Origin of the sequence: Pseudomonas sp. NBRC 111131, from assembly GCF_001320525.1 — a bacterium.
Classification (GTDB): domain Bacteria; phylum Pseudomonadota; class Gammaproteobacteria; order Pseudomonadales; family Pseudomonadaceae; genus Aquipseudomonas; species Aquipseudomonas ceruminis.
Map to the genome: position 1 here is coordinate 1 of NZ_BCBH01000048.1, position 13,204 is coordinate 13,204.

Genomic DNA, 13,204 nt, shown 5'->3' on the forward strand with positions numbered 1-13,204 from the left:
TACAAGCGCGCCGAGGCCGACCTGCACAACCTGGTACCGAGCATCGGTGAGGTCAATGGTGACCGCAGCAACTTCAGCTTCGGCTGGCTGCCTGTGCAGCAGGGCCAATATGGCAGTTGCCTGACCCAGGTCGATTTCAAGGCCAAGAAGGTCATGCCGCGCCCATCGATCCGCGGCATGATCGCGCGCACTTACTTCTACATGAGCAAGCAGTACAACCTGCGCCTGTCCAAACAGGACCAGCAGTTGTTCAATGCCTGGAACAAGACCTACCCGCCACAAGCCTGGGAGCGGCAGCGCAACCAGCAGGTGGCGTGCGTGATGGGGCGCGGCAACGATTTTGTCGGGCCGGTTAACCTCAAGGCCTGTGGCTAGGCTCAGGCCAGCGCCTGCAAGTAGGCGCTGGCCTGCCGATAGCGCACCAGACGTGCCAGGTCAGCCGGGCCTGGGCAGGCAATACGCGAAAGGTCACTGTTGTCGGCCAGGTCGGCCATTTTGACGGTACGGGCCAGCGGATCGCTGCCCAGGCGCACGACGAAATCCTCATAGCTTTCGCTTTCACGGCGGCTCAAAGCCAACAGGGCGGCGAGGATTTTCAGCGTGAAGCCCTCGCGAGCGAGGTCGGAAAGTGTAAGCGGCGTGTCTTCGATCACGTCATGCAGCACCGCGACGATCCGCTGCTCAGGCGTGGAAACCCGCATCATCACCCGCAATGGATGCAGGATATATGCAGCGCCACCCTTGTCGTATTGCCCTTCATGCGCTCTGGCGGCCACTACGATAGCCCGTTCCAGTGTAGACATGAGGCCCTCCCCGTTCGGCCTTCTTCCAGAGCAAGCATAGCCGGGTCGGGTTACAGATGACAGGCCGTCTGCGTCGGCCATTGCACTGCCGACCAGCCCTGACGTACAAGGGCAGTTTCCGCTCGCAAAGGGGCTGGGCTGCTGACACTGCGGGGCTGCCAGGTTGCCCCTTCGCGATACAAGGTCGTGGCTACTGCAAGCGTGTCAGCGCTGAGCGCCATGCTGGATGACGACCGAATCAGTCCCCAGCTTGGCCATGACGTCTGCCTTGCGTGCTTCGGCCTCTTCCTTGGTCGGGAATGGCCCCATCAACACTACTGGCTTGCCGTCGCGGTACTCCACCGAAGAGGGAATGCCCTTTTCGATAAGGCGTGCGGTCATGTCGGTCAGCGCACCCATGTTGGCACCCTGGATCACTTCGACATCCCAGCCTTGCGGCGCCGGCTGATCGGCCAGTGCCTCGGCGCGGCGCTGCAGGTCGGCACCGCCGCACATTTCGCGAATGCGCAGGTTGTTGCCGGTGTCATCGACAATGATTTCGTACTGGCCAGCGTCACGTTTGATCGCCACGTAGCTGCGGTAGGCTTCGTACTGCCCGGCATCGTCCTTGCCGCGCACCTGGCCGCAGATGGTGCCCTTGGTGTCGATCCGCACGTTGCCGAACTTGGCCGTCTTTGGGTTGTGCAAGTGTTCGGCCACTTGTTTGTGCACACCTTCGACCTCGTTCTCACAGCCCGCCAGGGCCAGCACTGCCATTACCACTGCCAGTTTGCGCACGCGTGTACCTCCAGATTCGAAGCGGCGGATTCTAGCATGACCGCCCGTGGCCTGGACCGCGACCATACGTTACACCGTGCGACACCCATATAACGCGCACATGCAAAAAGGGCGACCCTTACGGATCGCCCCTTCTGATATTTGGTAGGCACAATTGGACTCGAACCAACGACCCCCACCATGTCAAGGTGGTGCTCTAACCAACTGAGCTATGTGCCTGTCGTGTGGTGCGCATATTAGAGATCGACTGCACACCTGTAAAGCGTTTTTTTCAAAAAAATCAAAAACTTTCAGAAGCCTGTCGGCCACCTGGGAAATGCAGTTACCTCACCCCGGAATGCAGAAAGGGCGATCCTTGCGGATCGCCCTTTCTGGGATTTGGTAGGCACAATTGGACTCGAACCAACGACCCCCACCATGTCAAGGTGGTGCTCTAACCAACTGAGCTATGTGCCTGTCGTGTGGTGCGCATTCTACGCACTCCCAAACACCTGTCAACACTTTTTTTCGCGCTAACCCACTGAATCTTAAACTCTTTATAGAGAAGCGGTTCGTCGTAGCGGGTAAAGGATTTTCACCGGACGACTAGCGGGTGTTTATTATTATTGATAGCATCGCTACATTCGTTAAAAATATAAAACACGAGGTTCCTCGAGCATGGCCAATACCCCCTACCCCCAGTCCTACTACGCCGCCTCGGCCAACCCGGTGCCGCCACGTCCGGCGCTGCAGGGTGAGGTGGAGACCGATGTGTGCATCATCGGCGCCGGCTATACAGGCCTGTCCAGCGCACTGTTCCTGCTGGAGAACGGCTTCAAGGTCAGCATCGTCGAAGCGGCCAAGGTCGGCTTCGGCGCGTCGGGCCGCAACGGCGGCCAGATCGTCAACAGTTATAGCCGTGACATCGATGTCATCGAGCGCACCGTCGGCCCCCAGCAAGCGCAACTGCTGGGCCACATGGCCTTCGAAGGCGGCCGCATCATCCGCGAGCGCGTCGCCAAGTACAACATCCAGTGCGACCTGAAGGACGGTGGCGTGTTCGCTGCGCTGACCTCCAAGCAGATGGGCCACCTGGAATCGCAAAAGCGCCTGTGGGAGCGTTTCGGCCACACCCAGCTGGAGCTGATGGACCAGAAGCGTATCCGTGAAGTCGTGGCCTGCGACAGCTACATCGGCGGCATGCTGGACATGAGCGGCGGCCACATCCACCCGCTGAACCTGGCCTTGGGCGAAGCGGCCGCGGTCGAGTCGCTGGGCGGCATCATCTATGAGCAAACCCCGGCCGTGCGCATCGAGCGCGGTGCCAACCCGGTGGTCCACACCCCACAGGGCAAGGTACGCGCCAAGTTCATCATCGTTGCGGGCAACGCCTACCTGGGCAACCTGGTGCCAGAACTGGCTGCCAAGTCGATGCCTTGCGGCACTCAGGTGATCACTACCGAGCCGCTGGGCGAGGAACTGGCCCGTACCCTGCTGCCGCAAGACTATTGCGTCGAGGACTGCAACTACCTGCTCGACTACTACCGCCTGACCAGCGACAAGCGCCTGATCTTCGGCGGTGGCGTGGTCTACGGTGCACGCGACCCGGCCAACATCGAAGCGATCATCCGCCCGAAGATGCTCAAGGCCTTCCCGCAACTGAAGAACGTCAAGATCGACTACGCCTGGACCGGCAACTTCCTGCTGACCCTGTCGCGCCTGCCCCAGGTCGGCCGTATCGGCGATAACATCTATTACTCGCAGGGTTGCTCGGGCCACGGCGTGACCTACACCCACCTGGCGGGCAAGGTGCTGGCCGAGGCGCTGCGTGGCCAGGCCGAGCGTTTCGACGCCTTCGCCGGCCTGCCGCACTACCCGTTCCCTGGCGGCCAGATGCTGCGTGTACCGTTCAGCGCCATCGGTGCGTGGTACTACAGCCTGCGCGATCGCCTGGGCTTCTGAGGCAGGCAGCCCCGGCTCGCCGCGGCGGGCCGGTGGCGCAACGCTACTTGCCGAGGCTGCTCACCGCCTGTTTCGCCGCGACTTCCTGGCCTGCCCGGGCCAGTTCGTCGGCAGCCTGCAGCCAGCGCTGTCGGTCCACCTGGGCCGGCAGTTGCCGCGGGGGCTGCACCAGCACTGCCCAATGCCCTTCCTTCGCCCACCCTGCGGCAAAATCATCGAAGGCCATCAGTTGCCGCCGGTGCATGCCTGAACGCAGCAACACCCGCTGCTTGTACCGGTCGTAACCGATCAACACCGCATAACGCGGCTCGCTCCACCACGCCGACCCTTCCTGATAGCGCAATAGCACCGGGTTACCCGCCGCCACCTGAGTCAGCAAGGCATCCAGGTGTTTTTCCAGCGGGTAGACGACCATGCCGTACTCCCGTGCCACCCGCGGGATGCTGTCACCCAGCGATGCGGCGCCCTGGGGCAGGCCCAATGGCTTATCCAGCAAGCCCGGCGTGATCGGCGCCCCCTGCTGCGACAGCAAGGCCGCCAAGGCCATTGCACCGCTGTGGTTGGCGTTGCCCCGGTAGAACGGCACGCTGCTGATCTCGACCCGTTGTGGCAGGCCCTTGAGCGTGGCGGGTGGTGCCCCGGCACAACCGGCCACACTTACAGCCAACAGGCAGGCCACCAGCAACCGACGCGGGCTGGCGGCCCACGCTTTCAGGGAATTTCGCTCCATGGACACTCGCTTGTTCCGACGCCAGGCTGTCAGCGCCCGGCTCTGGCGCAGATCATAGGACGCCACGCAGCGCGGGTATAGCCCGACGCAGGCTTGGAACGAAACGACCCAAGCAGTCGACCATCGATCAATGGAACGTCACAGGCCTGCAGCTAGACTAAAGCAGTGTCTGGAGGGCAAGCCGTGGGCTAGCCCGAGAGAAGGAGGCACACATGAGCCTGACAATGGCAATTCTCATGCTGGTAGGGATGTGGCTTAGCGTTGCAGCCGCCATGTTATGGGGCGTTCTGCGGATCGTACGGCGTCATTCACAGCATCACCACCAGCCACCGCAGGCTGAGGCCAGGGCCCAGCCGACCAACCGTACACGGCGGCACGCACAAGCGCACTGACAGCTGATAGTTCTGCGGCACTTTCGCGGCACAAGCCCGCTCCCCACGGGCCGCCACTGCCTTGAGCAACAGTGGCCCGCGAGGGAGCAGGCTTGCCTGCAAACGAGGCGCAAAGCGCCCCGCCCTGTCAGCCTTCGGCCGCTTCGCGCTTGAGCCGCGCCCGGCGGGCCAGGATGTTGAGGATCTCAATCACCGTCGAGAACGCCATCGCCGCGTACACATACCCTTTCGGCACATGGGCACCAAAGCCTTCGGCGATCAAGGTCATGCCGATCATGATCAGGAAGCCCAGGGCCAACATGACGACGGTCGGGTTGTCGTTGATGAAGTTCGCCAGTGGGTCGGCGGCCACCATCATTACAATCACGGCCGTAATCACGGCGATGATCATGATCGGCAGGTGCTCAGTCATGCCCACGGCGGTGATGATGCTGTCGACCGAGAAGACGATGTCCAGCAAAAGGATCTGGAAGATCGCCGCCGCAAAGCCCAGGGTAACCGTGGAAGACACCTTCGCTTCTTCCTTGGCGCCGTGCGGGTCGACGTTTTCGTGGATTTCCTTGGTCGCTTTCCACAACAGGAACAGGCCACCGGCGATCAGGATCACATCCTTCCAGGAGAAGGCATTGCCGAACACTTCGAACACCGGGTCGGTCAACTGAACGATCCAGGCCACTGTGCTGAGCAACGCCAGGCGCATGACCAGGGCCATGCTGATGCCGATGCGTCGCGCCTTGGAGCGATACTCGAGCGGCAGTTTGTTGGTCAGGATCGAGATGAAGATCAGGTTATCGATACCCAGTACGACTTCCATGGCCACCAGTGTGGCAAGGGCTACCCAGGCGGTGGGGCTTGCGGCGAGTTCCAGCAGATATTCCATTTTTCAGTCCTGCAGCGGTTCTGGGTCAGATGTCCTGGGTCTTGGTTTGCGCCTCGGCGTCCTTGGGCTTGTGCCCCTCGGTGCCGATGGCGTCACTCAGCGCCTGTTGCGCTGCCTTGTTGGTGTCATCGATGGCTTGCTTGGCCGATTGGGCGGCCTGGTCGAGCATCTGCTGGGCGGATTTCTCCGCCTGGTCGCAGCCGACCAGGCTCAACAGTGCCAAGGCCAGCACCAACGGTGTGCCAATGGATTTAAGTTGCAGCATGACGTCCTCGCTTGTCGATTTCCCGGCGCCGCGCACGGCACCTGATGGGTTGGGATTCTAAAGAGGCCCATACATCAGGAAAATTCGTATTTTCAGCGGTTATACTTCGGTTTTTACGAATCGAGAGCGCAGCGATGCTCAACTATCGCCAGTTGCACTATTTTTGGGCTGTGGCCAAGACCGGCAGCATCGCCCGCGCCAGTGAGCAGTTGAACCTGACGCCCCAGACCATCAGCGGCCAGATCAGCCTGTTCGAGCAAACCTATGGCCTGGAGCTGTTCCAGCGCGTTGGCCGGCAGTTGGAACTGACCGAAACGGGCCGCCAGACGCTGGTGCATGCCGAGCAGATGTTCCAGATCGCTGGTGAGCTTGAGGCCATGCTGCGCGCCGGCCCGCAGGAGCAGATCCTGTTCCGTGTGGGGGTTGCCGATGTGGTGCCCAAGTCGATCGTCTACCGCCTGCTTGCTCCCACCATGGCACTGGACGAAGTCCTGCGTATCAACTGCCGTGAAGACAAGCTCGAACGGCTGCTGGCAGACCTGGCGATCCAACGCCTGGACCTGGTGATCTCCGACAGCCCGATGCCCAGCCACCTGGACATCAAGGGTTACAGCCAGAAGCTTGGCGAATGCGGCCTGAGCTTTTTTGCAACCCCAGCCTTGGCGCTGCAGCATGCGGGCGACTTCCCCGCCTGCCTGCACGATGCTCCGCTGCTGATTCCCGGCCAGGAAACGGTAGTGCGCAGCCGCCTGTTGCGCTGGCTAAGCGAGCAGCAGGTACAGCCAAGGATCATTGGCGAATTCGACGACAGCGCCTTGATGCAGGCGTTCGGCCAGTCGGGCAGCGGCCTGTTTGTGGCGCCGAGCGTGATTGCCGAGGAGGTGTGCCGGCAGTATGGGGTGCAGTTGATCGGGCAGACCGAGGCGGTGCGCGAGTCGTTCTATGCCATTTCGGTCGAACGCAAGGTCAAGCACCCAGGGATCGTGGCCATCACCGAGGGCGCGAGGAGGGAGTTGTTTCATTGGTGATCGCGGCGCGCGCTTGGCGGGTGACCCAGTGAAGAGGCCGGAACTGCCAGCCAATGGTCTATGGTAAAGTCGCGCGCTTTGAAGATACCGAGATTGTGCTGCACATGTCCCCCGTCCTCCGCCTCCTTAACCGCACCAGCCTGGTGACTCAGATCGTCATCGGCCTGGTTGCCGGCATCGCCCTGGCGCTGCTCGCCCCCGACATTGCGCGCGACCTAGGCTTTCTCGGCAAGGTGTTCGTCAGCGCCCTCAAGGCGGTGGCACCGGTACTGGTGTTCATCCTGGTCATGGCCTCGATCGCCAACCATCGCCACGGCCAGGAAACCCATATACGCCCGATTCTCTGGCTGTATCTGCTGGGCACCTTCGCTGCTGCAGTGGTCGCCGTGGTCGCCAGCATGCTGTTCCCGTCGCACCTGGCGCTGACCACTGACCAGGCTGCGCTGAGCGCGCCAGGCGGCATTGTCGAGGTGATGCAGAACCTGCTGCTCAGTGCCGTTGACAACCCGGTCAACGCCTTGCTCAACGCCAATTTCATTGGCGTGCTGACCTGGGCCATCGGCTTGGGTGTGGCCCTGCGCCATGCCGGTGATACCACCCGAACCGTGGTCGAAGACCTGTCCAATGGCGTCACCCTGATCGTGCGCGTGGTCATCCGCTTCGCCCCGCTGGGCATTTTCGGCCTGGTCAGCGCCACCCTCGCCCAATCGGGCCTCGATGCATTGCTGGGCTACCTGCATTTGCTGGCGGTGCTGATCGGCTGCATGCTGTTCGTGGCGTTGGTGATGAACCCGTTGATCGTGTTCTGGAAGATTCGCCGCAACCCCTACCCTCTGACCTTGCTGTGCCTGCGCGAAAGCGGCATCACGGCATTCTTCACCCGCAGTTCGGCAGCCAACATTCCGGTCAACCTGGCGCTGTCGGAGCGCCTGGGACTGCATGAAGACACCTACTCGGTGTCGATCCCGCTGGGCGCCACCATCAACATGGCCGGTGCGGCGATCACCATTACCGTGTTGACACTGGCAGCAGTGCACACCCTGGGCATTGCGATCGACCTGCCGACCGCCGTGCTGCTGAGTGTGGTTGCGGCCATCTGCGCCTGCGGCGCGTCGGGCGTGGCCGGCGGCTCGCTGCTGTTGATTCCGCTGGCATGCAGCTTGTTCGGCATCCCTAGCGAAATCGCCATGCAGGTGGTGGCGGTAGGCTTCATCATCGGTGTGCTGCAGGATTCGGCGGAGACAGCGCTGAATTCTTCGACCGATGTGCTGTTCACGGCGGCGGCGTGCCAGGCTGAAGAGCGACACAGCGCCTGAGATGGCTGGGGCCGGGGTGTTCCCTGCCCCCAGGAAAGCGCCGAAGCGCCTGAGCCAAATGCGGTAGCGGTGAGCGGGCTTGTTCAGCGAACAAGCCAGTGATTGCTTAAGCCAGGCGCTTTACCTACGCTAGTGGCCTTTTCCTCGCAATGAGACAGGGCCATGTCAGAACACGAAACCGCAGACGCAGGCCGCTTTACCAGTATCGAGATCCGCATTCTCGGTTCGCTGATCGAAAAACAGGCCACCAGCCCTGAAAGCTACCCGCTGACCCTCAACGCCCTGCTCCTGGCCTGCAACCAGAAGACCAGCCGCGAACCGGTCATGAACCTGACCCAAGGCCAGGTCGGCCAGGCCCTGCGTGCGCTGGAAGGCAAGGACATGACCCGCCTGCAGATGGGCAGCCGTGCCGACCGCTGGGAACAACGCGTGGACAAGGCCTTGGAGCTGGTACCGGCACAGCTGATACTGATGGGCCTCTTGTTCCTGCGCGGGCCACAAACCCTCAACGAGCTGCTGACCCGCAGCAACCGGCTGCACGAATTCGACGACACCGAACAGATCCAGCACCAGCTCGAGCGCTTGATCTCCCGCGGCCTGGCCCTGCATTTGCCGCGCCAGGCGGGGCAACGTGAAGACCGTTATACCCACGCGCTGGGCGACCCGGCTGAAATCGAGGCGATTCTGGCGGCGCGCCAGCAGGAAGGCGGCGCACGCGCGGGTAGCGGTAATGTGTCGGAAGAGCGAATCGAAGCCCTGGAAGCACGTATTGCCGCGCTTGAAGCACGCCTGGCCGAGCTGGAGGGCTAGGGCACTCAGTGCTCCAGGTCGGGGAAGTTGCGGCAGCTCTTGCGCTCTGCCAGCTCCCGGTCACTGGGGCGCTGGTCGACGAACACGGTACGGCCGTCGGCATAGATTTCCAGGTAGCCCCAGTGCAGGTCCTGCTCCTTCTGCCCGGGCTTGGGTGGCACTAGCCACCAGGGTTCGCGGCTGATCAGGGTCATGGGTGAGATTCCTGAAGGTGTCTGCAGTAATCATAGACACCCTCGGCACGGTTTTTCCTGAACCCACGCATTCGCGGGCAAACCCGCCCCCACAGGCGCTGCATTGTGCCTGTGGGGGCGGGTTTGCCCGCGAAGGAGCAACAGCAGGATTACGCCGGTGCAGAAGCGCGGATCAAGTGGTCGAAGGCCGCCAGCGATGCCTTGGCACCCTCGCCTACGGCGATGACGATCTGCTTGTACGGCACCGTGGTCACGTCACCTGCGGCGAACACGCCGGGGATGTTGGTCGCCCCCTTGGCATCGACAATGATCTCGCCACGTGGCGACAGCTCGACTGTGCCTTTGAGCCAGTCGGTGTTGGGCAGCAGGCCGATCTGCACGAAGATACCTTCCAGCGCCAAATCATGCAGCGCGTCGGTTGTACGGTCCTTGTAGCGCAGACCGGTCACCTTCTCACCGTTGCCGACCACTTCGGTCGTCAATGCACTGGTGATCACCTTGACGTTCGGCAGGCTATGCAGTTTGCGCTGCAACACCGCGTCGGCACGCAGCTGGCTGTCGAACTCGATCAACGTCACCTGGGCGACGATGCCGGCCAGGTCGATGGCCGCTTCTACACCGGAGTTGCCGCCACCGATCACCGCCACGCGCTTGCCTTTGAACAGCGGGCCGTCACAGTGCGGGCAGTAGGCCACGCCACGGGCGCGGTATTCCTGCTCACCCGGCACGTTCATTTCGCGCCAGCGAGCACCGGTGGCGAGGATCACGGTCTTGGCCTTGAGCGACGCACCGCCTGCCAGGCGCACTTCGTGCAAGCCGCCGTCGGTGGCGGGGATCAACGCTTCGCCGCGCTGCAGGTTCATGATATCGACGTCGTACTGCTTGACGTGTTCTTCCAGCGCCGTGGCCAGTTTCGGCCCTTCGGTTTCCTGCACCGAGATAAAGTTTTCGATGGCCAGGGTATCGAGCACCTGGCCGCCGAAGCGCTCGGCTGCGACACCGGTACGGATGCCTTTACGCGCCGCGTAAATGGCTGCGGCCGCACCGGCGGGGCCACCACCGACCACCAGCACGTCGAAAGCGTCCTTGGCATTGATTTTTTCGGCCTGGCGAGCACCGGCGTTGGTGTCGATCTTGCCGAGGATCTCTTCCAGGCCCATACGGCCCTGGCCAAATACTTCACCATTGAGGTAGATGCTCGGGACCGCCATGATCTTGCGCGACTCGACTTCATCCTGGAACAGCGCGCCATCGATGGCGACATGGCGCACATTGGGGTTGAGCACGGCCATCAGGTTCAGCGCCTGGACCACGTCGGGGCAGTTCTGGCACGACAGCGAGAAGTAGGTTTCGAAGGTGAACTCGCCTTCCAGGGCCTGGATCTGTTCGATCACTTCGGCGCTGGCCTTGGATGGGTGGCCGCCGACTTGGAGCAGCGCCAATACCAGGGAGGTGAATTCGTGGCCCATGGGGATGCCGGCAAAGCGCAGGCTGATGTCTGCCCCGGGGCGATTGAGCGAGAACGATGGGCGACGGGCATCGGTGCCGTCCGCGCTCAGGGTAATGAGGTTCGACAGGCCGGCGATTTCCACCAGCAGGTCGTGCAATTCGCGGGACTTCGCGCCGTCGTCGAGGGAAGCAACGATCTCGATCGGCTGGGTGACCCGCTCCAGGTAGGTTTTCAGTTGCGATTTAAGCGTGGCGTCCAACATACGGGCGATTCCTTTTTTCAAACGTGTAAATAAAAACGCCCAGGCGATGTCGCCCGGGCGTTTTTGCGGGGCGGTGACAGCTTAGAAGTGGCGGCTGCTCACCGCCCGCATCTGACGCACGGTCTTAGATCTTGCCGACCAGGTCCAGCGACGGAGCCAGAGTCGCTTCGCCTTCTTTCCACTTGGCCGGGCAAACTTCGCCCGGGTGAGCGGCAACGTACTGGGCAGCCTTGACCTTGCGCAGCAGCTCGCTGGCGTCACGGCCTACACCACCGTCGTTGATTTCGACGATCTTGATCTGGCCTTCCGGGTTGATCACGAAGGTTCCGCGATCGGCCAGGCCGGCTTCTTCGATCAGCACGTCGAAGTTGCGCGAGATGACGTGGGTTGGGTCACCGATCAGCGGGTACTTGATCTTGCCGATGGTTTCCGAAGTGTCGTGCCAGGCTTTGTGGGTGAAGTGGGTGTCGGTGGACACACCGTAGATTTCCACGCCCAGCTTCTGGAACTCGGCGTAGTTGTCAGCAAGGTCACCCAGCTCGGTCGGGCAGACGAAGGTGAAGTCGGCCGGGTAGAAGAACACGACAGACCACTTGCCCTTCAGGTCGGCTTCGCTTACCTGAACGAATTCGCCGTTGTGGAAGGCGGTGGCGTTGAACGGTTTGACCTGGCTGTTGATGATAGGCATGAGAGACGCTCCTTCATGGGGTTGAAATCAGTTGACGGAGAGAATCCTAACCGCTGGTCGTCAAAAAGGCTCATTGGCAAACCTCATGCTGACGATTGGTTTTGGCTATAAGAGGAGATTATTAATAGAAGGGTTTGGGCTGAGCAAAGGATTGCGGGTGAACCCCAGTCCCACAGGAAATGCGTCGACTTCTGCAGTTGTGCAAGACAGTGGCTCCCACAAGTACAGTGCGGGAGCCACTTGCCAGCGATGAGCCCAGCGTTATCAGCGCGTGGCGGTACGCAGGGTGACGAACTCTTCGGCAGCAGTCGGGTGCACGCCAATGGTCTCGTCGAACTGCTGCTTGGTCGCGCCCGCCTTCAGTGCAATGCCCAGGCCCTGGATGATCTCGCCGGCATCCGGGCCAACCATGTGACAACCCAGCACTTTGTCGGTGTCGGCATCCACCACCAGCTTCATCAGGGTCTTCTCCTGAATGTCGGTGAGCGTCAGCTTCATGGCGCGGAAGCGGCTTTCGAAGATCTGCACCTTGTGCCCCGCTTCCAGCGCCTGCTCCTCAGTAAGGCCAACGGTCCCGATCGGCGGCTGACTGAACACCGCCGTGGGGATGTTCTGGTAATCCACCGGCCGGTATTGCTCTGGCTTGAACAAGCGCCGTGCCACGGCCATGCCTTCGGCCAGGGCCACCGGGGTCAGCTGTACGCGGCCAATTACATCACCGATGGCCAGGATCGACGGCGCGGTGGTCTGGTACTGCTCGTCGACCCGAATGTAACCACGCGGGTCCAACTCGACACCGGTGTTTTCAAGGCCCAGGTTGTCGAGCATGGGACGCCGGCCGGTGGCGTAGAACACACAATCGGCGACCAGTTCGCGGCCGTCCTTGAGGGTGGCCTTGAGGCTGCCGTCATCGAGCTTGTCGATGCGCTGGATATCAGCATTGAACTGCAGGTTGAGCCCGCGCTTTTCCAGCTCTTCCTTCAGGTGGGTACGGACCGAACCGTCAAAGCCGCGCAGGAACAGGTCGCCGCGGTACAGCAAAGTGGTATCGGCGCCAAGCCCCTGGAAAATACCGGCAAACTCGACAGCGATGTAACCACCGCCTACCACCAGCACGCGCCGTGGTAGGTCCTTGAGGTAGAAGGCTTCGTTGGAGGTGATGGCCAGTTCCTTGCCCGGAATGTCCGGCACCTGTGGCCAGCCGCCGGTGGCGATGAGGATGTGCTCGGCGCTGTAGCGCTGGCCATCCACTTGCACCTCGTTGGCTCCGGTGATGCGCGCATGGCCTTCCAACAAGGTCACGCCGCTGTTCACCAGCAGGTTGCGATAGATGCCATTGAGGCGCTCGATTTCGCGGTTCTTGTTGGCGATCAAGGTGCCCCAGTCGAAGTGGCCTTCTTCCAGCGTCCAGCCGAACCCGGCGGCCTGCTCCAGCTCATCGGCGACGTGGGCGCCGTACACCAGCAACTTCTTGGGCACGCACCCGACGTTGACGCAGGTGCCCCCCAGGTAGCGGCTTTCGGCTACCGCCACCTTCGCCCCAAAGCCGGCAGCGAAGCGCGCCGCACGCACACCGCCGGAACCGGCGCCAATCACGAACAGATCAAAATCGTAGGCCATGTATTCAGTCTCCTAGGCTGGCGCCCAGCATACCGCCGTTAGCCGCCA

Annotated in this window: 15 protein-coding genes and 2 tRNA genes; 6 read left to right on the forward strand and 11 right to left on the reverse strand. The window is 61.9% G+C overall.

The window, feature by feature from the left end; genetic code table 11:
• A partial coding sequence (locus APH34_RS26225; protein WP_177337055.1) for an endonuclease I family protein occupies positions 1–375 on the forward strand: 375 nt, incomplete at its 5' end.
• A gap of 2 nt (positions 376–377) precedes the next feature.
• Here APH34_RS26225 and APH34_RS26230 read toward each other — a convergent pair.
• The 4 genes from APH34_RS26230 to APH34_RS26245 all read right to left on the reverse strand — a co-directional run bounded on the left by APH34_RS26230 (position 378) and on the right by APH34_RS26245 (position 2,036).
• Complete coding sequence (locus tag APH34_RS26230) at positions 378–803, reverse strand: GTP pyrophosphokinase (RefSeq protein ID WP_054903580.1); 426 nt, start codon at positions 801–803, stop codon at positions 378–380.
• A 204-nt stretch (positions 804–1,007) separates the two neighbouring features.
• On the reverse strand, positions 1,008–1,580 hold the full coding sequence (locus tag APH34_RS26235) for an SPOR domain-containing protein (RefSeq protein WP_054903581.1): 573 nt from the start codon (positions 1,578–1,580) through the stop codon (positions 1,008–1,010).
• 142 nt (positions 1,581–1,722) lie between these two features.
• Positions 1,723–1,799 (reverse strand) — tRNA-Val (locus APH34_RS26240).
• A 160-nt stretch (positions 1,800–1,959) separates the two neighbouring features.
• Positions 1,960–2,036, reverse strand: a tRNA-Val gene (locus APH34_RS26245).
• A 201-nt stretch (positions 2,037–2,237) separates the two neighbouring features.
• Here APH34_RS26245 and APH34_RS26250 point away from each other — a divergent pair.
• A complete protein-coding gene (locus APH34_RS26250) occupies positions 2,238–3,521 on the forward strand; it encodes an FAD-binding oxidoreductase (protein ID WP_054903582.1) in 1,284 nt (427 codons plus the stop codon).
• A 43-nt stretch (positions 3,522–3,564) separates the two neighbouring features.
• Here APH34_RS26250 and APH34_RS26255 read toward each other — a convergent pair whose 3' ends face one another.
• Positions 3,565–4,251 carry a peptidase C39 family protein gene (locus APH34_RS26255; protein WP_054903583.1) on the reverse strand — a complete coding sequence of 229 codons (687 nt, stop codon included), beginning with the start codon at positions 4,249–4,251 and terminating at the stop codon, positions 3,565–3,567.
• 212 nt (positions 4,252–4,463) lie between these two features.
• On the opposite strand from APH34_RS26255, the gene APH34_RS30115 reads away from it, so the two are divergent.
• Entirely contained in the window at positions 4,464–4,643 is a 180-nt protein-coding gene (locus tag APH34_RS30115) for a hypothetical protein (protein WP_054903584.1), read from the forward strand.
• A 127-nt stretch (positions 4,644–4,770) separates the two neighbouring features.
• Here APH34_RS30115 and APH34_RS26265 read toward each other — a convergent pair whose 3' ends face one another.
• Complete coding sequence (locus APH34_RS26265) at positions 4,771–5,523, reverse strand: TerC family protein (protein WP_054903585.1); 753 nt, start codon at positions 5,521–5,523, stop codon at positions 4,771–4,773.
• 25 nt (positions 5,524–5,548) lie between these two features.
• On the reverse strand, positions 5,549–5,788 hold the full coding sequence (locus tag APH34_RS26270) for a hypothetical protein (RefSeq protein ID WP_054903586.1): 240 nt from the start codon (positions 5,786–5,788) through the stop codon (positions 5,549–5,551).
• 134 nt (positions 5,789–5,922) lie between these two features.
• Between APH34_RS26270 and nhaR the strand changes: the two genes are divergently transcribed.
• From nhaR to APH34_RS26285, 3 genes are all read left to right on the forward strand, one after another.
• On the forward strand, positions 5,923–6,816 hold the full coding sequence (gene nhaR / locus APH34_RS26275; RefSeq protein ID WP_054903587.1) for a transcriptional activator NhaR: 894 nt from the start codon (positions 5,923–5,925) through the stop codon (positions 6,814–6,816).
• Between the two features lie 104 nt (positions 6,817–6,920).
• A complete protein-coding gene (gene sstT / locus APH34_RS26280) occupies positions 6,921–8,132 on the forward strand; it encodes a serine/threonine transporter SstT (RefSeq protein ID WP_054903616.1) in 1,212 nt (403 codons plus the stop codon).
• A 162-nt stretch (positions 8,133–8,294) separates the two neighbouring features.
• Positions 8,295–8,942, forward strand: a complete 648-nt coding sequence (locus tag APH34_RS26285) for a YceH family protein (RefSeq protein ID WP_054903588.1) — start codon at positions 8,295–8,297, stop codon at positions 8,940–8,942.
• Positions 8,943–8,947: 5 nt separating this feature from the next.
• Here APH34_RS26285 and APH34_RS26290 read toward each other — a convergent pair whose 3' ends face one another.
• The 4 genes from APH34_RS26290 to gorA form a co-directional block, all read right to left on the reverse strand.
• Entirely contained in the window at positions 8,948–9,136 is a 189-nt protein-coding gene (locus APH34_RS26290) for a hypothetical protein (RefSeq protein WP_054903589.1), read from the reverse strand.
• 149 nt (positions 9,137–9,285) lie between these two features.
• Positions 9,286–10,848, reverse strand: a complete 1,563-nt coding sequence (gene ahpF / locus APH34_RS26295; protein WP_054903590.1) for an alkyl hydroperoxide reductase subunit F — start codon at positions 10,846–10,848, stop codon at positions 9,286–9,288.
• 124 nt (positions 10,849–10,972) lie between these two features.
• On the reverse strand, positions 10,973–11,536 hold the full coding sequence (ahpC, locus tag APH34_RS26300) for an alkyl hydroperoxide reductase subunit C (RefSeq protein ID WP_033696855.1): 564 nt from the start codon (positions 11,534–11,536) through the stop codon (positions 10,973–10,975).
• A 264-nt stretch (positions 11,537–11,800) separates the two neighbouring features.
• Positions 11,801–13,156, reverse strand: coding sequence for a glutathione-disulfide reductase (gene gorA / locus APH34_RS26305; protein ID WP_054903591.1), 1,356 nt, complete (start codon positions 13,154–13,156; stop codon positions 11,801–11,803).
• Positions 13,157–13,204: the final 48 nt, after the last annotated feature.

Bases quoted from the DNA above. Each gene is read 5' to 3' on its own strand.
- APH34_RS26230 (WP_054903580.1), bottom strand. From the start codon at position 803: ATGTCTACACTGGAACGGGCTATCGTAGTGGCCGCCAGAGCGCATGAA.
- ahpF (WP_054903590.1), bottom strand. From the start codon at position 10,848: ATGTTGGACGCCACGCTTAAATCGCAACTGAAAACCTACCTGGAGCGG.
- APH34_RS26290 (WP_054903589.1), bottom strand. From the start codon at position 9,136: ATGACCCTGATCAGCCGCGAACCCTGGTGGCTAGTGCCACCCAAGCCC.
- ahpC (WP_033696855.1), bottom strand. From the start codon at position 11,536: ATGCCTATCATCAACAGCCAGGTCAAACCGTTCAACGCCACCGCCTTC.
- APH34_RS26270 (WP_054903586.1), bottom strand. From the start codon at position 5,788: ATGCTGCAACTTAAATCCATTGGCACACCGTTGGTGCTGGCCTTGGCA.
- nhaR (WP_054903587.1), top strand. From the start codon at position 5,923: ATGCTCAACTATCGCCAGTTGCACTATTTTTGGGCTGTGGCCAAGACC.
- gorA (WP_054903591.1), bottom strand. From the start codon at position 13,156: ATGGCCTACGATTTTGATCTGTTCGTGATTGGCGCCGGTTCCGGCGGT.
- APH34_RS26250 (WP_054903582.1), top strand. From the start codon at position 2,238: ATGGCCAATACCCCCTACCCCCAGTCCTACTACGCCGCCTCGGCCAAC.
- APH34_RS30115 (WP_054903584.1), top strand. From the start codon at position 4,464: ATGAGCCTGACAATGGCAATTCTCATGCTGGTAGGGATGTGGCTTAGC.
- APH34_RS26255 (WP_054903583.1), bottom strand. From the start codon at position 4,251: ATGGAGCGAAATTCCCTGAAAGCGTGGGCCGCCAGCCCGCGTCGGTTG.
- APH34_RS26265 (WP_054903585.1), bottom strand. From the start codon at position 5,523: ATGGAATATCTGCTGGAACTCGCCGCAAGCCCCACCGCCTGGGTAGCC.
- APH34_RS26285 (WP_054903588.1), top strand. From the start codon at position 8,295: ATGTCAGAACACGAAACCGCAGACGCAGGCCGCTTTACCAGTATCGAG.
- sstT (WP_054903616.1), top strand. From the start codon at position 6,921: ATGTCCCCCGTCCTCCGCCTCCTTAACCGCACCAGCCTGGTGACTCAG.